This is a genomic window from Microbacterium sp. ACRRU (genome assembly GCF_022346945.1).
GTDB lineage: Bacteria > Actinomycetota > Actinomycetes > Actinomycetales > Microbacteriaceae > Microbacterium > Microbacterium mcarthurae.
The window spans coordinates 306,118-322,394 of record NZ_JAKRNI010000001.1 but is presented as its reverse complement, the minus strand read 5'-3'; the positions used below and the strand labels follow the sequence as shown (position 1 = coordinate 322,394).

Genomic DNA, 16,277 nt, shown 5'->3' with positions numbered 1-16,277 from the left:
ACCGGTCACCGTCGGCATCAACGGCTCCATCACGGCCCACACCTCGTCAGAGATCTCCTGTCGCGTCACCGTTCAAGACTCACCCACCGAGGAACGAAACCTCTTGATCAACACGCCCTAGATGAACCGCGCACATGGACCGGACACTGGTGGCGCACGGACCTTCCGGACGAGCGGGTTCCGGGAGTTCTCTACTGGGACCCCTCCGAAGGTCTTCGCCTAGACCTCATTGGGGGGTGGAGCACACCCCCCGAGACGACTCGTGTCGAAGGAGACACGAAAGTCACGACGATCTCTTCGAGAAGCCTTCCCAGCTGGCCAGTCCTGCATGGCTTGGCGAATGGCAAGGCGATCACTCTCATCGAGCCAGATGTAACTCGTCAGCAGACGTTCAGATTGAGTGACTTCCTTGGCGCCCCGTCGGCAACCTCTGTCCGAGCAACTGCCGCTCTCATCGGATGCCATCTCACCGATGCCGACGACCCAGCATTCATCGCGGGAAGCGCGACCGTCGAGAACCTGAGTGCCTGGGCCGGCCGCAGCGGCATCGAGATGGCGCACACATTCGACGCTCCGATTGGTGAAGTCAGTGGCCAGATTGAGCTTCGCCGCCTGGCGGCTCTCGAGACGACTATCCCTGACTTCACAGTCAAACTGCACACCAACGCGTGGCAGCCGTACGACCAGGATTCGCGTGCCGGACGCATGGCGCGGGTCAAGGAGCGAAATACTGTCGAGTTCGCCAGGGGCGCTGGGGCATCGGTTTCGGACCTGTTGACGGCGCTCGGCAGTATCGGAGATTTAGTGTCGCTCGCATCTCTCCGGGCATGCGGCATCATCACCACTCATCTGTACCTGCCACCTACGCCGGAACGTTATCCAGCCGGTCACCCTTTTGGATCGATGCGCCCTGAAGTGGAGGTTTACACGCGTCGTATCGTGATGCCCGATCCTGATGCAGATGCGGTCGACCACCGAGGGTTCGTGATGACCTTGGCGGATCTGCCCTTCGAAGAACTTCTCCCTCGGTGGATGGAGATCCATGAGCGCTTCTCGGCGGCTCGCGGCATGGTCCTCGGGCTGCGCTACGTGTCGGACGGATACATAGAGACGCGAGTGGTGACCGCCGTCGCCGCTGCCGAGTCATTCCACAGGGCGCTCGAAGAAGAGCCACCGATGCCCGCTGAAGAATTCACAAAGGTTCGGAAGCTGGCCCTCGCCGCCGTGCCCAAGGAGCACAGGCAGTGGCTCGCGAACAAACTTATGCGGAATGAACCGACCCTGAAGCAGAGGCTTCTCGAGTTGGGCTCACGGCCCGGTCAATTCATGAATAAGCTACTGCCGAACCCCGAGGCCTGGGCCAAGGCAGCCGGAGCAGCCCGCAACGGTGTCGCGCACACGGGAGCCCCCGACGACATGACCGCTGAGCAAATGCACGCTGTGTCAGAAGTCACTGCGGCCGTTGTGGTGCTCAACCTGCTCTACGAACTTGGCATCCCCGAGGAGCGTCTGGCGGAGGCGCTGGAGAACCAAGACTCGCTCTCGTTTGCGGCAACGCTCGCTCACCGGTACTTCCCCGCCAGCACGGCGTAACACTAAACGAGGGCAGGTGTGGCCTGGGGAGCTGACGGGGCTAGGGGATGCAACCGTACGCGGTCCGTCGACCACGACGCCCCCGAACGTGCAGCAGGCACGATCTCGACCTGCATGACGCTCGCGAGTACGGAGCGCTGCACGTCGATGGGCGCGGCCAGGAACGCTGCACCGAGATCGGCAGCGTTGAAGATGGGGCTTGAAGCATTGCGGCGAATTGCCTTCGCGAGTCTGTCGTCCACCTTCGCGATTTGCGCCTCGACGAGAGCCGTCGACTTTGCCAACTGCGGTCCGGTGATGTGTCCGAGAGCGTAGTCCCGCTCGAAGGACTCGAGACGTCGCGTCAGGTCGGCACGCTCCTCACGCTCCGCGGACAGGTCGACCGCTGCCGGTTGCAGGTGAGAAGCAATACGTGGATCCCGCACGAGCTTGGCGACGTCGCTCATCACGTGGTCGTCCGTGGCCGCCGGCATGACGTGCATGTGTGCCGACGCCGCACAGCGATAGTGGACCTTTCGCACGTGGTTGGGGCGGGAGGCCGTCGCACCCGACGCGCTCGTGCGCATCCGGGCGCCGCACTTGATCGGTTGTCCTGCTGTATCAACCTCCCCAGTGGGCTTGCCACACACGTAGAGCCCCGACCCCAGCCATCGTCTGTCGTTGTTCGCCGCGTTCGTGCGCCGCGAGGGCTCGGTAAGTGCGTCGAAGACTGCGCGCCAAGTCTCCTCGGGGACGATCGCATCCCAGACGGCGGCGCCGATGATGTCAGCCGACGCTTCGGCAGGTCCACTCCCCGATTGGTGCACGCGTTCCGCACGCGGCGACCGGCCTCTCCCAACGCCTTGTCGGGCAGTCCGATGATGGAGAACTCGGGCGTCTGCGGAGACAGGTCAGCCTCCACCTCCACCAGATCGCCTCGCACCCCGGTGAGCGCAACGGCCCACGTTCGAGCGACGGTCACAGCGCGTCCTCGAGGTGCTCGAGCTGCGCCGTGCGCGGGTCAGGTCCGATCAGCGCGATCGCATCGATCCGCAGGCTGCGGCCGCGGGCGTCGTCGGGATGAGCGGCGATCCACGCCATTGCCAGACGCCACAGCCGCGCGGCCTTCCGGCGGTCGATCGCCTCGAACGGGTGCCCAAACGCCTCGCTCGCGCGCGTCTTCACCTCGACGACAGCCAGCGTGTCGGCCGTCGCGGCGACGATGTCGATCTCGCCCTGCGGACACCGCCAATTGCGGTCGAGGACTCGGAATCCGAGCGCGGTCAGGTGACGAGCGGCCCGTTCTTCACCGGCTCGCCCGAGGTCGTCTTTCGCTGCCATGCCCGAGAGCGTGGCATCCGCGACACGACCGCTGCCGGGCCGGAATCCCCTTTCGGGGACGGTTCACGCGGAGCGCGAGGTGGGGAGGAGCGGTCAGCTGTCGAGCGAGAGCTCTTCCGGAAGCTGGAAGTCGCGGCGGGAGAGCTCTTCGACGTTGACATCCTTGAACGTGAGAACGCGCACGGACTTCACGAACCGGTCGGCGCGGTAGATGTCCCACACCCACACATCGGTCATCGAGATCTCGAAGTAGAAGTCGTGCTCGGTATCGCGGCGGACGACATTGACATCGTTGGCGAGATAGAACCGGCGTTCGGTCTCGATCACGTACTGGAACTGCGAGACCACGTCGCGGTACTCGCGGTACAGGGCCAGTTCGAGTTCGCGGTCGTAGTCCTCGAAGACGTCGTCATCCATGGTGCTTCCATCCTAGGCGCGCCGCACGCCGACACCGACCGCGGGTGATCAGAACAGGGTCGGCGCCGCCGCGATGGCCCACGAGCGACGGTGATGCACACTCATGCCGTGCACGCCGATGGCCTCGCGGTGGTCGAGGCTCGCATACCCCTTGTTGCGCGCCCACCCGTACGCGGGCAGCTCGTCATGCAGGCCCGTCATGACGGCGTCGCGGGCGACCTTGGCGATGACGGATGCCGCGGCCGCGCTCGCGCAGTCACGGTCGGCCTTGATGATGGGCTGGACGCGCAGTCCACGCTCGCCCGCCGGCGTGATGTAGTCGTGATTGCCGTCGAGGATGACGAGCGCGTCTTCGGGGACGACGCCGTGAGCGCGGAGATCGGCGATCGCCCGGACGGCGGCGAGCCCGAGAGCGCGGATGATGCCGATCTCGTCGATCTCCTCGGAGCTGGCCCAGCCGACAGCGCTGTGCTGCACGAAAGCCGCGGCACGCGCGGCCACCTCGGGGCGACGGGCCTCGGGAACCAGCTTCGAGTCACGCAGGCCCGCCGGAACACGCTTGCGCGACCGCGACGGATCGATGACGGCGGCACCCACCGCAACCGGGCCGGCAAGTGCGCCCCGCCCGACCTCGTCGCACGCGATGACGAGGGCGTGCTCCTTCAGCAGCCGCCGCTCGAGGGTCAGGGTGGGCTCGATCACGGCGAGGTCTCCGGCGCGGGCACCCCCGCGAACACCTCGTGATGGAAATCGATCAGACCGAACCGGTCGAACGGCCACGTGATGAGGAAGGCGCGGCCCACGACGTTGTCGATCGGGACGAATCCCTTGCCGGGCTGCTCCTGGTTGTAGCGCGAGTCCTTCGAGCTGTTGCGGTTGTCGCCGAGCACCCACAGCGAGCCGTCCGGGACGGTGATGTCGTACGGCAGGGGGTCGGGCGCGGTCGCCCCGGGCGCGAGCTTGACGTAGGGCTCCTCGAGCGGAACGCCGTTGACGGTCGTCTGGCCCAGCGCGTTGCAGCACACGACGTGGTCGCCGGGCGTGCCGATGACGCGCTTGATGAGGTGGTCGTCGCTGTCCGGCGCCGCGAGACCGACGAGCGACAGCAGCCAGTCGGTCGCTTCGACGAGTGGCGGACGCGGCGGCTGCACCGTGACGGGAAGCCATCCGCCCGGATCGCGGAACACGACGACGTCGCCCCGCGAGTACTCGCCGAACCGCGGGGTGAGCTCATCCACGAGGATGCGATCGTTCTGCAGGAGCGTGTTGTTCATCGACGCCGAAGGGATGTAGAACGACCGCACGACGAAGGTCTTGACCAGGAACGACACGAGCAGGGCGATCGCGAGGATCACCACGACATCCCGCAGGAAGGTCAGCGCACCCCGCCGCCGACGCGTCGTCGGGGCCGAGGGGGATGCGGTTTCGTCGCTCATGTTGATCCTTCGCCGGGCTCACCGCACACCGGAAGACCGAGGGAACAAGCCTCGCACATTCCTCCGCGCCGACCGAACCGCACACGGCATCCGACGACCCCGGGAGTTGCCGAGACTTCATCGCGCCGACATCTCCCCCGCAGTCTGCGCCGGTGTTGTCCGCGCGATGAAGTCTCGCGAATGACGTTCCCGCGGATACCGAACCATGACCCCGCGGGAACGACGAACGCCCCGCGACGGATCGCGGGGCGTTCGGTTCAGCGGGCTCAGCGCTCGCGCTTCTCCTTGATCTTGGCCTTCTTGCCACGGAGGTTGCGCAGGTAGTACAGCTTCGCGCGGCGCACGTCACCACGGGTGACGACCTCGATGTGGTCGATCACGGGGCTGTGCACGGGGAAGGTGCGCTCGACACCGACCTGGAAGCTGACCTTGCGGACCGTGAAGGTCTCGCGCACACCGTCGCCGGAGCGGCCGATGACGACACCCTGGAAGACCTGGATGCGCGAGCGGTTGCCCTCGGTGATGTTGACGTGCACCTTGACGGTGTCGCCGGGCGAGAAGACGGGGATGTCGGAGCGGAGCGAAGCCGCGTCGACGGCGTCGAGGATCTGCATGATCGTCACTTCCTGCGACCGCCACAGGTCGATCGCACGATGAATGGGAAAAGATGGAGCGTGCCCGAGCCGCGGAAGCGGCGGACTCCCCTGAGGCAGAGCCGGTCAGGGCACAAACGCCTATTCTGCCATGGACGCCGGTGCCGTCCAAACCGACTCAGTCAGAGACGGGCTTCTCGGTGACGACGATCACGTCACCCTCGACACGCGGCCGCGGGCGCTCACGCGTCGGGGGGATGTACCCGGTGCCGTCCGCCGTGCGATAGAGGGCGACTCCCCCGCGCGCCTCGTTCCACAGCTGCGCGAGCGACGACCAGATCAGGACGAACGCGCCGACGACGCTCAGCACGAGGAGCGGGAAGAACGTCCGGCCATCGTAGAGACCGAGCGCGATGACGCAGAGCTGCCAGAGCCCGATTCCGATGACGTCGCGCCACGACACGGCGCGTTCGGTGCGCACCGAGCCGCGACCGCGAACGATCAGGGCGACGACCGTCTGCGTGACGAAGACGGCGGGGGCGGCGATCAGCAACCACAGCAGAGCCCAGCCGCTGCCGCCGCTGAAGACGATCCAGCCGACGAAGAGCCACAGCGGCAGGACGAAGGCCGCCGGGAAGAGCCAGTGGAGGAAGAGTCGCCGGAGCACCATGAGCCGATGGTACGGGTCCCACTTGTGCGGACGCTTCGAACCCCTGCGCGGTGCGCCCTCCCCACGTCAGGGAGAATGGGGGTTCGAGGAAAGGGAACCATCGATGATCGAACTGCGCACACCCGCCGAGATCGACGCCATGCGCCCGGCGGGCCGATTCGTCGCCGAAGTGCTGGCGACGCTGCGGGACGAGACGAAGGTCGGAACCAACCTCCTCCAGCTCGACCGTCGCGCGCACGACATGATCCGAACCGCCGGGGCCGAGTCCTGCTACATCGACTACCACCCGTCGTTCGGGGCCAGCCCCTTCGGCAAGGTGCTGTGCACCTCGATCAACGATGCGGTGCTGCACGGTCTCCCCCACGACTACGTGCTCCGCGACGGCGACCTGGTCTCGCTCGACTTCGCCGCCTCGGTCGACGGCTGGGTGGCCGATTCCGCGGTGTCGTTCATCGTCGGAACCCCCCGCGACGAAGACCTCGCCCTCATCGGCACGACCCAGCGGGCGCTGGCCGCGGCGATCGACGCGGCGACCGTGGGCCACAAGATCGGCGACATCTCGGCCGCGGTCGCCGCCGTCGCGCACGCCGACGGCCTGTCGATCAACACCGACTTCGGCGGCCACGGTGTCGGCCGCACGATGCACGGCGACCCGCACGTCCCCAACGACGGCAAGGCCGGTCGCGGCTACCCGCTGCGCGCCGGTCTCGTCGTGGCCCTCGAACCGTGGTTCCTGCAGACCACCGACAAGCTCATCACCGACCCCGATGGTTGGACGCTGCGCAGCGCCGACGGCTCCCGCGGCGCACACTCCGAGCACACCGTCGCCATCACGGCCGACGGGCCCGTCGTGCTCACCGACCGGTCGTTCCTCGGCGTCGACTGAGCATCGCCGTCGTGGCATCCAGATGACGGGATGCCACGGGCCCTCCGGATCTCCGCCGCCGGTGCGCCGTGCGGACGGCGAACGGGGGCTCAGTCGGGCAGCAGGTCGGGACGGCGCTGACGCGTGCGCTCGAACTGCTGCTCACGCCGCCATGCGGCGACCGCGCCGTGGTTGCCGCTCAGGAGCACGGGCGGCACCTCGCGACCGCGCCACGAGGCGGGCTTGGTGAACGACGGGTACTCGAGGAGTCCGTCCTCGTGCGATTCCTCGACCAGGCTCTCGGGGTTGCCGACCACGCCCGGGATGAGACGGCCGATGGCTTCGACCATCGCCATCACCGCGACCTCTCCCCCGTTCAGCACGTAGTCGCCCAGGCTCAGCAGTCGCACACGACCGAGCCCCGCGGCGTAGTCGAACACCCGCTCGTCGATGCCCTCGTACCGACCGCAGCCGAACACCAGGTGCTGCTCCGTCGAAAGCTCGCGCGCGATCTTCTGCGTGAACCGCTCGCCCGCGGGCGAGGGGAAGACGATGACCGGTGACGCCTCGGCATCGCGCGTGACATCGTCGAGCGCCTCACCCCACGGCTCGGGCTTCATCACCATGCCGGCACCGCCCCCGTAGGGGGTGTCGTCGACCGTGCGGTGGCGATCGTGCGTGTAGTCGCGCAGATCGTGGATGTGCACGTCAAGCAGTCCGCTCTGCCGGGCCTTGCCGAGCAGGGACACCTCGAGCGCGTCGAAGATCGTGGGGAAGATCGAGACGACGTCGATGCGCACGTCAGTCCTCGCGGGAGTCGGCGGCCTCGTCGGTCGCCACCGAGTCGGGCGCGCCGCGGTCGGCATCACCCTCCGGCGCCTCGTCTTCTCGCGGAGAGTCGTCGTCGCCTGGAAGCTCCTCGAAGAGTCCGGCAGGCGGGGTCACCACGACCCGACCACCGTCGACATCCACCTCGGGCACGATGGCGCTCACGAAGGGGACGAGGACATCGGCGTCCTCTCCGCGACCCGTCGGGCGGACGATGAGAAGGTCCTGGGCGGGGAAGTGGTCGACCCGCACGACGCGTCCGATGACGTCGCCGTCGCGGACGACGTCGAGCCCGACCAGCTGGTGGTCGTACCAGGCGTCGTCTTCCGCGGGCGCGGCCTCGGTGTCCTGGTCGATCCAGAGGATCGCCTTGACGAGCTCTTCCGCGACGGTGCGGTCGTCCACGCCCTCGAAGAAGGCCACGGGGTGGGAGTTCATCCACCGGAACTCCCGCACCGTCAGCTCGCGGCCGTGCCACGGCGAGGACTCGGGGACCTGGAGGGTGAAGGTGTTGCCGGGGACGAAACGTCCCTCGGGGTCATCGGTGTACAGCTCAAGCTTGAACGCGCCCTTGAGGCCGTGGGCCTTGACCAGGCGGCCCACGCGGAGCTGGGTCTTGGCGGGCTGAGCGCCCGCGGCGTCGCCGGCCGCCATCAGTCGTCGGCGACGTCGACGCGGACGCGCTGTCCGTCGGCGAGAGCCGTGATGAGCGTGCGCAGCGCCTTGGCGGTGCGACCGCCGCGCCCGATCACGCGACCCCGGTCATCGGGGTGCACGCGAACCTCCAGCACCTCGCCGCGGGGCGAGGTGGCGGAACGGATGGTCACGGCGTCGGGGTGATCGACGATCCCCTTGACGACATGCTCGAGCGCGGCGGACAGCACGGGACTTACTCTGCCGAGGTCTCGGCGGCGGGCGCCTCGTCGGCGGCCGGAGCCTCTTCGGCCTTCTTCTCGGCCTTGGGCTTGACGACCGACTTCTTCGAGGCGTCGGCTTCGAAAGCGGCCTTCGGCTCGCGGACCTTGACGGTGGACTTCGCGTCCTTCTCGCCCTTGAAGGTGCCCCAGTCGCCCGTGAGCTTGAGGATGGCACGCACCTGCTCGGTCGGCTGAGCGCCGACGCCGAGCCAGTACTGGGCGCGCTCGGAGTCGACCTCGATGAACGAGGGCTCCTCGGTCGGGTGGTACTTGCCGATCTCCTCGATCACACGACCGTCGCGCTTGGTGCGCGAGTCGGCGACGACGATGCGGTAGTAGGGCGCACGGATCTTGCCGAGACGCTTGAGACGGATCTTGACAGCCACGATTTCTCCTGTGGTGGGAAATGAACGAACCGGTCGCCTGGAGCGTGGGGTGCACACCCGGCGGAAGCTCAAAGAGGAGGACCGGTGCTGGATAGAGGGTCGAGCACCTGGTCCGACCCTCTATTCTGCCAGATGACACGACGGGTCGCGAACCCGCCGTCGCCCGTGTCGTCGTGTCAGACTGACCGCATGAGGCTCCCCTTCGCACCGTCCGCGCGTTCCTCCGTCGGACTGGAGTGGGAACTCATGCTGGCCGACCGCGAGACCGGCGATCTGGTGCCTCGCGCACCCGAGATCCTCGAGCTCGTCGAGGAGGCGACCGCGCACGAGCGGTTCACGGTGACCGGCGAGCTGCTGACGAACACCGTCGAAGTCACCAGTGGCGTGGGCCACACCGTGGCCGAGGCCGTGGACGACATCGCGGATGCCATCGGAGCGCTGCGCGAGCAGACCGAGCCGCGCGGCGTCGAGATGCTGTGCGCCGGCAGCCACCCGTTCGCGCAGTGGTACGACCAGGAGGTCACCGACAAGACGCGCTACCACAAGCTCATCGAGCGCACCCAGTGGTGGGGGCGGAACATGATGATCTGGGGGATCCACGTGCACGTCGGCGTCGACGACGCGGACAAGGTCATCCCGATCGTCAACGCGCTGACGGCGTTCCTCCCGCATCTGCAGGCGCTGTCGGCATCCAGCCCCTTCTGGGCGGGCGAGCGCACCGGTTACGCCTCGAACCGCGCCCTGGTGTTCCAGCAGTTGCCGACCGCGGGTCTGCCCTGGCAGCTCGACCGGTGGGAGGACTTCGAGGAGTACCTCGACGACATGGTGCGCACGGGCGTCATGGCGGATGCCAGCGAGGTGCGCTGGGACATCCGTCCGGCGCCCCGGTGGGGCACGGTGGAGATCCGCGCGTGCGACGGCATGTCGACGCTGCCGGAGCTGGCCGCCGTCGCGGCCCTCGCGCAGACCCTGGTCGAGCGCTTCTCGCGGATCCTCGACGCCGGCGGCGAACTCCCCGGCATCCCCCCGTGGTATGCCCGGGAGAACAAGTGGCGCGCGGCGCGGTACGGACTGGATGCGCGCGTGATCGTCGACCGGCAGGGCACACAGCTTCCCGTGCGCGATCATCTGCGCGCCACGATGGAGGAGCTGGCCGACATCGCGGTGGAGCTCAAGTGCGCGCGTGAATTCGCCGGACTCGAGACCATTCTGGCCACGGGAGGCAGCTCCGCGCGTCAGCTCGCGGTGGCCGAGGCCGCCGACGGCGACCTGCGCGCGGTCGTGCAGCACCTGATCCGCGAGTTCCGGGGCGGCCCGACGCTGCGCGAGCACCTGGCCGCGCTGCGGGTCTGACCACCTCGGACACGCCGCTTCTCGGCGTGCGCGGCCGTGCGGGCGGTGTCAGCCCCGTCCGAGCAGCTTCTGCAGCTCCGCGAGGTCGGCCTCGCTCGGCGCCTTCTGACCGCCGAGACCGAAGCCCGACCCCGTGGCGGGAGCGGCCGCGGCCACCCCGGCGTTCTCGGCGGCACGCTTGGCGGGGTTGCCCGAGCGCGAGCCCTTCGCCTTCTGCTGCTTGCCGCGCTTCGACGAGGCGCCGGGCTTGCCCCCCACCGGACCCATGCCGGGGATGTTGGGCACACCGCCCCGTGCGACGGTCTTCATCATCTTGGCGGCCTGTTCGAAGCGCTGCACGAGCTGGTTGACGTCGGTCACGGTCATGCCCGAACCGCGCGCGATGCGCAGACGCCGCGAGCCGTTGAGGATCTTGGGGTTGCGTCGCTCGGCCAGAGTCATCGAGCGGATGATGGCCTCGGTGCGGTCGATCTCGCGCTCGTCGAAGTCCTCGAGCTGCTGCTTCATGGACCCCATGCCCGGGAGCATCCCGAGCATCTTCTTCATGGAGCCCATCTTCTTCATCTGCTGCATCTGCTCGAGGAAGTCCTCGAGCGTGAAGGTCTCGGTCGCGAGCTTCTCGGCGACCTTCATCGCCTCGGCCTCGTCGAACGCCTGCTGCGCCTGCTCGATCAGGGTGAGGATGTCACCGAGGTCGAGGATGCGGGATGCCATGCGGTCGGGGTGGAACGGCTCGACGTCGTCCAGCCCCTCGCCGGTGGACGCGAAGATGATGGGCCGGCCCGTGACCGAGGCGACCGACAGCGCCGCGCCACCGCGGGCATCGCCGTCGAGCTTGGACAGCACGACGCCGGTGAAGTCGACGCCGTCCTGGAACGCCTTCGCCGTGTTCACGGCATCCTGACCGATCATCGCGTCGATGACGAAGAGCACCTCGTCGGGCTGCGTCGCCTTACGGATGTCGGAGGCCTGCTTCATGAGCTCGGCGTCGACGCCGAGACGGCCGGCGGTGTCGATGATGACGATGTCGTGCTGCTGGCGCGTGGCGTACGCGACGCCGTCGCGAGCGACCTTGACCGGGTCGCCCACGCCGTTGCCGGGCTCGGGGGCGTAGATCGCGGCGCCGGCGCGCTCGGCGACGACCTGCAGCTGGTTCACGGCGTTCGGACGCTGGAGGTCGCAGGCGACGAGGAGCGGCGTGTGGCCGTCCTTCTCGAGCATCTTGGCGAGCTTGCCCGCGAACGTGGTCTTGCCCGACCCCTGGAGGCCCGCGAGCATGATGACCGTCGGCGGGTTCTTGGCGAACTGCAGGCGACGCTGCTGTCCGCCCAGGATGCCGATGAGCTCGTCGTTGACGATCTGGACGACCTGCTGCGCCGGGTTGAGGGCGCGGTTGACCTCGTCGCCGAGGGCGCGCTCGCGCACCGACTGCGTGAACTCCTTCACCACCGGCAGCGCGACGTCGGCGTCGAGCAGGGCACGCCGGATCTCTCGGACCGTCCCGTCGACGTCAGCGGGGGTCAGCTGCCCCTTCTTGCGCAGATTGCGGAAGGTCTCTGTGAGCCGGTCGGAGAGGGTGCCGAAAGTCGCCATGATGGGAAGAGTTTACGCGGAGCCGACGCGGGACGCCGCCGCGCCGGTCGGGGCCGTCGCGTGACCCCCGCGATCCGGCGGACCTCGACCCTCCCCGGTCGGCGGGGCGGAGGGTGTGCGGTCAACGGGAACAGCGGATGACGCCCCCTCACGCCGCGGACAGGGCCTCCGACAGCGTCTGGGTCAGCGAACGACCGGCGGTGTGGTCGGCCCAGGCCCAGACCGCGGCGAGCACGGCGGCCGACAACGCCCCGGCGCGGACCTGGGCCGCGAGAGGCTCGGCGCCGTCGCGCACCAGACGTGCGGCGGCCTCCCGCTGCAGGCGGAACTGCCGGATGGCACGGTCGCGGTCCAGTTCGGCGGCGATACCCATGGCATCCGCGTTGACGATCGCGAGGGCGAGGGCGTCCGGCGCGAGCCCGTCGCCGATGCCGCACAGCACCGCGTCGATCGCCCCGCCGTCGCGCAGCTCGGCGACCGCCGCGTCGACCCGCGCGTCGAAGCCCGACCACAGGACATCGCTCTTGGCCGAGAAGTAGTTGAAGAAGCTCGACCGGCTGACCCCGGCGCGCCGCGTGATGTCGGAGACGGACGTGGCGTCGTATCCCTGCTCCAGGAACAGCTCGCACGCCGCCTCGGAGAGCACCTCGCGGGACGAGGCGCGAGGGCGACCGCTGCGAGATTCGGTGGCCATGCAGACAGCCTAGAACGCGTGCCACCGTGTATTGTTGGACGCAATCCAACAAGGCGGGAGCGGCGATGCTCGACATTCAGCACGTGGGGCTCGCCCCCGACTACGTGCCCTACCTCGACGGGTGGGCGCTGCAGCGCGCGGTGCACGCCGACGTGGTGGCCGGCGCCCGACGCGACACGTTGCTCCTCCTCGAGCACGAGAGCGTCTACACCGCCGGCAAGCGCACCGAGGCTCACGAGCGCCCGACCGACGGCACGCCGGTGGTCGATGTCGATCGCGGGGGGAAGATCACCTGGCACGGCCCCGGCCAGCTCGTGGGCTACCCGATCGTGCGCCTCCCCGAGCCGATGGACGTCGTGGCCCACGTCCGCCGCCTCGAGTCCCTGCTCATCTCCGCCCTCGCCGCGCACGGCGTCGAGGGCCTCCGCGTCGACGGCCGCAGCGGCGTATGGGTACGCCGACCACTGGGTGTCGACAAAGTCGCGGCGATCGGCGTGCGCGTCGAGAAAGGTGTCACCATGCACGGGTTCGCAGTCAACTGCGACAACTCCCTGGCCGGATTCCGAGGCATCGTCCCCTGCGGGATCACGGATGCCGGTGTCACGACGGTGAGCGAGGTCGTCGGTGCCGACGTCTCCCCCGCCGACATCGTCGCCAGCGTCGAGAACGCCTTCCGCGCCGAGTACACGGCGGTCGCGGCGTGAGCGCGTGCGGGAGCGGCAACACCGGTGGTTCGGCATCCACCGCCCCGGGTGGTCGGAAGCTGCTGCGCCTCGAGGTCCGCAACGCGCAGACCCCCATCGAGCGCAAGCCCGAATGGATCAAGACCAAGGCACGCCTCGGGCCCGAGTACACCGCGTTGCAGAACCTCGTGAAGACCGAGGAACTGCACACGGTCTGCCAGGAGGCCGGCTGCCCCAACATCTTCGAGTGCTGGGAGGATCGCGAGGCGACGTTCCTCATCGGCGGTTCCCAGTGCACGCGGCGCTGCGACTTCTGCCAGATCGACACGGGCAAGCCCGCCGACTACGACCGCGACGAACCGCGCCGCGTCGCCGAGAGCGTGTCCCGCATGCAGCTGCGATACGCCACGGTGACCGGCGTCGCGCGAGACGACCTCCCCGACGAGGGCGCGTGGCTGCACGCCGAGACGGTGCGCCGCATCCATGCGGACAACCCCGGCACCGGAGTGGAGATCCTCGCGACGGACTTCTCCGGCAACCCGAGCCTGCTGGAGGAGGTCTTCTCGTCGCGGCCCGAGGTGTTCGCGCACAACGTCGAGACCGTCCCGCGCATCTTCAAGCGCATCCGTCCCGCCTTCCGGTACGAGCGTTCGCTCGGCGTCCTCACGGCCGCACGCGACGCGGGACTCATCACGAAGTCGAACCTCATCCTCGGCATGGGCGAGGAGCCGGAGGAAGTCGTTCAGGCACTGCAGGATCTGCGTGAAGCCGGTACCGACATCATCACGATCACCCAGTACCTTCGTCCGAGCCCGCGGCACCTGCCCGTGCAGCGCTGGGTCAAGCCCGCGGAGTTCGTGGAGTTCAAGGAGGAGGCGGAGCGCATCGGATTCCTCGGTGTTCTCGCGGGGCCGCTCGTGCGCTCGTCCTACCGCGCCGGACGCCTGTGGGCGCAGTCGATGATGTCGAAGGGACGCGACATCCCCCCGCACCTGGCCCACCTGGCCAAGGACATCGCCGCGGCCGACGCCGGGTTCGCCCAGGCGGTCTGACTCAGACCGGCCAGATGTAGGGCAGGTCGTCCGGCACGTCGCCGAAGCGCAGACGGTAGAACTCCGCGTCCTTGCGGACGAGATTGGAGCGGTGCGCGAGGTGGAACGCCTCGTCGCCGAGCCACGGCGGCAGCTCCAGGGCATCCTGCGGCATCCCGTCGACCTCCGGGGCGAACACGCGGATCTTCTCGCGCACGGTGTCGGCGCGGCCCTGCGCCACCCATTCATCCGTCATCACCAGCCCGTACGACACCAGAGCGGGCAGGTGCCCGTCCCACATCTTGGCCGCGGGATGATGACGCCATCCGTGGTCCGGCACCGTGAGAGCCCTCAGCAGCTGAAACGTCTCGACGCGCTGTCTGCCGAGGCGGCGGCTGTCGAGGGCGCGAGCCGAATCGACGAACGAGGGGAAGGGAAGGAAGGTCTGCACGTCAGTCGGCGCTCGTGACCGACTGCACCTGTCCGTCGGACGCGAGATTGACCAGCAGCACGTCGTCCGTGGCGTCCGGATCGAGCGCGTACTCGAGGACGGCGAACGGGTCGGCTCCCCCGTGCTCATCGGCGAGGATCGTCATGCTCATGAGCTGCAGCGACTTGATCACGTCGATGTGGGTGTCGCCGGAGGGGTCGACGAGCAGATCCTCCAACTCATCGCCCAGGGTCGCCTGCTGCTGGAGGATGTACTCCGTCACCTCGCTCGTGCGGTCGTCCAGCTCGTTCACCATGGCGTTGCGCGCGGCGAGGTCGATGGCCTCCAGTGACGAGATCATCGCTGCGGCGACGTCGAGCGCGTCGACGGACACGTCGTCCTGATCGGGCGCCGTGAGGTCGACGGTGACACTCTGATCGCCGAACTCCACGTTCTCTGACCAGAAGATCGACCCGTCGGGCCCTGACTCGAGGAGTCCGAAGAAGTCGTGCTCGATCGCCATTCCCCCATGAAACCAGCCCGACCGGTATCGCGGAAGGCGACCCGCCCGCCGCGACGCATGCGGTATGGGGTCAGTCCACCAGCGACGCGGCGAACACGTGCGGCGTGAAGCCCGTGAGGTCGCCGATCCCCTCGCCCTGCCCCAGGAGCTTCACCGGGATACCGGTGCGCTCCTGAACCGCCAACACGAATCCGCCCTTGGCCGAGCCGTCGAGTTTGGTGAGCACGAGGCCCGTGACGCCGGCGCTGTCGAGGAAGGCCTGGGCCTGCATGAGGCCGTTCTGCCCCGTGGTGGCGTCCAGAACGAGAAGCACCTCGCTGATGGGCGCCTGCTTCTCGATCACGCGCTTGATCTTGCCGAGCTCGTCCATCAGACCGCCCTTGGTGTGCAGGCGGCCCGCGGTGTCGACGAGCACGATCTCGGTTCCCGTCTCCTTCGCGTGCGCGACGGTCTGGAAGGCGACGGATGCCGGATCCTGACCCTCGTGCTGCGGGCGCACGATCGTGGCTCCCCCACGCTCGGCCCAGGTCGCCAGCTGGTCGACGGCGGCCGCGCGGAACGTGTCGGCCGCACCGACCACGACGGAACGTCCGTACCGCTGCAGGAACTTGGCGAACTTGCCGATCGTCGTGGTCTTGCCGACGCCGTTCACGCCCACGACGAGAACTACCGCGGGACGCTCGGTGAGGCGCAGCGTCGTGTCGAACTTGGCGAAATGCTCCTCGAGCGTCTCGCGCAGCATGCGCTGCAGGTCGCGCGGGTCCGTGGTGCGGTAGCGCTCGACCTTCTCGCGCAACTCGTCGATGAGCCGCTCGGTGACGTCGGGGCCGAAGTCGGCGGTCAGCAGCGCCGTCTCGAGGTCGTCCCACGTGGTCTCGTCGATCGTGGGTTTGACGAACAGCCCGCGCAGCGCGCGGCCGAGCGACCAGGAGTTCTCAGCCATTC

The 16,277-nt window shown here is 68.3% G+C and carries 22 protein-coding genes; 5 read left to right on the top strand and 17 right to left on the bottom strand.

The window, feature by feature from the left end:
* Positions 1–57: 57 nt before the first annotated feature.
* Complete coding sequence (locus tag MHY30_RS01565; protein WP_239274766.1) at positions 58–1,593, top strand: HEPN domain-containing protein; 1,536 nt, start codon at positions 58–60, stop codon at positions 1,591–1,593.
* A 2-nt stretch (positions 1,594–1,595) separates the two neighbouring features.
* On the opposite strand, the gene MHY30_RS01560 is transcribed toward MHY30_RS01565, so the two are convergent.
* The 8 genes from MHY30_RS01560 to MHY30_RS01525 form a co-directional block, all read right to left on the bottom strand.
* Entirely contained in the window at positions 1,596–2,066 is a 471-nt protein-coding gene (locus MHY30_RS01560) for a hypothetical protein (protein ID WP_239274767.1), read from the bottom strand.
* Positions 2,039–2,494, bottom strand: coding sequence for a magnesium chelatase domain-containing protein (locus MHY30_RS01555; protein ID WP_239274765.1), 456 nt, complete (start codon positions 2,492–2,494; stop codon positions 2,039–2,041). Before MHY30_RS01555 ends, MHY30_RS01560 begins: the two co-directional genes overlap by 28 nt.
* 56 nt (positions 2,495–2,550) lie before the next feature.
* Positions 2,551–2,913: a YraN family protein gene (locus MHY30_RS01550; RefSeq protein ID WP_239274747.1), complete on the bottom strand. Its 363-nt coding sequence runs from the start codon at positions 2,911–2,913 to the stop codon at positions 2,551–2,553.
* A 93-nt stretch (positions 2,914–3,006) separates the two neighbouring features.
* On the bottom strand, positions 3,007–3,330 hold the full coding sequence (locus MHY30_RS01545) for a DUF2469 family protein (RefSeq protein WP_022878868.1): 324 nt from the start codon (positions 3,328–3,330) through the stop codon (positions 3,007–3,009).
* Between the two features lie 48 nt (positions 3,331–3,378).
* A complete protein-coding gene (locus MHY30_RS01540) occupies positions 3,379–4,032 on the bottom strand; it encodes a ribonuclease HII (RefSeq protein ID WP_239274746.1) in 654 nt (217 codons plus the stop codon).
* Positions 4,029–4,766, bottom strand: coding sequence for a signal peptidase I (gene lepB / locus MHY30_RS01535; RefSeq protein ID WP_239274745.1), 738 nt, complete (start codon positions 4,764–4,766; stop codon positions 4,029–4,031). Before lepB ends, MHY30_RS01540 begins: the two co-directional genes overlap by 4 nt.
* 266 nt (positions 4,767–5,032) lie before the next feature.
* Positions 5,033–5,380 carry a 50S ribosomal protein L19 gene (gene rplS / locus MHY30_RS01530; RefSeq protein WP_228164508.1) on the bottom strand — a complete coding sequence of 116 codons (348 nt, stop codon included), beginning with the start codon at positions 5,378–5,380 and terminating at the stop codon, positions 5,033–5,035.
* A 157-nt stretch (positions 5,381–5,537) separates the two neighbouring features.
* The gene (locus tag MHY30_RS01525) at positions 5,538–6,029 is read right to left on the bottom strand and encodes an MFS transporter permease (RefSeq protein WP_239274744.1); all 492 of its coding nucleotides are present in this window, start codon (positions 6,027–6,029) and stop codon (positions 5,538–5,540) included.
* A 103-nt stretch (positions 6,030–6,132) separates the two neighbouring features.
* On the opposite strand from MHY30_RS01525, the gene map reads away from it, so the two are divergent.
* Entirely contained in the window at positions 6,133–6,915 is a 783-nt protein-coding gene (map, locus tag MHY30_RS01520; RefSeq protein ID WP_239274743.1) for a type I methionyl aminopeptidase, read from the top strand.
* 89 nt (positions 6,916–7,004) lie between these two features.
* On the opposite strand, the gene trmD is transcribed toward map, so the two are convergent.
* Genes trmD through rpsP form a run of 4 tightly spaced genes read right to left on the bottom strand, consistent with a single transcriptional unit; the run spans position 7,005 to position 9,025 of the window.
* Positions 7,005–7,694, bottom strand: coding sequence for a tRNA (guanosine(37)-N1)-methyltransferase TrmD (gene trmD / locus MHY30_RS01515; RefSeq protein ID WP_239274742.1), 690 nt, complete (start codon positions 7,692–7,694; stop codon positions 7,005–7,007).
* 1 nt (position 7,695) lies between these two features.
* Positions 7,696–8,376, bottom strand: a complete 681-nt coding sequence (rimM, locus tag MHY30_RS01510) for a ribosome maturation factor RimM (protein ID WP_239274741.1) — start codon at positions 8,374–8,376, stop codon at positions 7,696–7,698.
* Positions 8,376–8,606: an RNA-binding protein gene (locus MHY30_RS01505; RefSeq protein WP_063257548.1), complete on the bottom strand. Its 231-nt coding sequence runs from the start codon at positions 8,604–8,606 to the stop codon at positions 8,376–8,378. The genes rimM and MHY30_RS01505 overlap by 1 nt, the downstream gene beginning before the upstream one ends.
* A gap of 5 nt (positions 8,607–8,611) precedes the next feature.
* Positions 8,612–9,025: a 30S ribosomal protein S16 gene (gene rpsP / locus MHY30_RS01500; RefSeq protein WP_239274740.1), complete on the bottom strand. Its 414-nt coding sequence runs from the start codon at positions 9,023–9,025 to the stop codon at positions 8,612–8,614.
* A gap of 189 nt (positions 9,026–9,214) precedes the next feature.
* Here rpsP and MHY30_RS01495 point away from each other — a divergent pair, with 189 nt between their 5' ends.
* Positions 9,215–10,378 carry a glutamate--cysteine ligase gene (locus MHY30_RS01495; protein WP_239274739.1) on the top strand — a complete coding sequence of 388 codons (1,164 nt, stop codon included), beginning with the start codon at positions 9,215–9,217 and terminating at the stop codon, positions 10,376–10,378.
* A gap of 48 nt (positions 10,379–10,426) precedes the next feature.
* Here the strand turns inward: MHY30_RS01495 and ffh are convergent, their stop codons facing one another.
* Positions 10,427–11,971, bottom strand: coding sequence for a signal recognition particle protein (ffh, locus tag MHY30_RS01490; protein WP_239274738.1), 1,545 nt, complete (start codon positions 11,969–11,971; stop codon positions 10,427–10,429).
* A 148-nt stretch (positions 11,972–12,119) separates the two neighbouring features.
* The gene (locus MHY30_RS01485) at positions 12,120–12,665 is read right to left on the bottom strand and encodes a TetR/AcrR family transcriptional regulator (protein ID WP_239274737.1); all 546 of its coding nucleotides are present in this window, start codon (positions 12,663–12,665) and stop codon (positions 12,120–12,122) included.
* A gap of 26 nt (positions 12,666–12,691) precedes the next feature.
* On the opposite strand from MHY30_RS01485, the gene lipB reads away from it, so the two are divergent.
* The gene (gene lipB, locus MHY30_RS01480) at positions 12,692–13,369 is read left to right on the top strand and encodes a lipoyl(octanoyl) transferase LipB (RefSeq protein WP_308192640.1); all 678 of its coding nucleotides are present in this window, start codon (positions 12,692–12,694) and stop codon (positions 13,367–13,369) included.
* Positions 13,366–14,400, top strand: coding sequence for a lipoyl synthase (lipA, locus tag MHY30_RS01475; RefSeq protein ID WP_239274735.1), 1,035 nt, complete (start codon positions 13,366–13,368; stop codon positions 14,398–14,400). The genes lipB and lipA overlap by 4 nt, the downstream gene beginning before the upstream one ends.
* A 1-nt stretch (position 14,401) precedes the next feature.
* On the opposite strand, the gene MHY30_RS01470 is transcribed toward lipA, so the two are convergent.
* The 3 genes from MHY30_RS01470 to ftsY all read right to left on the bottom strand — a co-directional run bounded on the left by MHY30_RS01470 (position 14,402) and on the right by ftsY (position 16,275).
* Positions 14,402–14,830, bottom strand: a complete 429-nt coding sequence (locus MHY30_RS01470; protein WP_239274734.1) for an MSMEG_6728 family protein — start codon at positions 14,828–14,830, stop codon at positions 14,402–14,404.
* Between the two features lies 1 nt (position 14,831).
* Positions 14,832–15,332, bottom strand: a complete 501-nt coding sequence (locus MHY30_RS01465) for a DUF2004 domain-containing protein (protein WP_239274733.1) — start codon at positions 15,330–15,332, stop codon at positions 14,832–14,834.
* 70 nt (positions 15,333–15,402) lie between these two features.
* On the bottom strand, positions 15,403–16,275 hold the full coding sequence (gene ftsY / locus MHY30_RS01460; RefSeq protein ID WP_239274732.1) for a signal recognition particle-docking protein FtsY: 873 nt from the start codon (positions 16,273–16,275) through the stop codon (positions 15,403–15,405).
* Between the last annotated feature and the right edge of the window lie 2 nt (positions 16,276–16,277).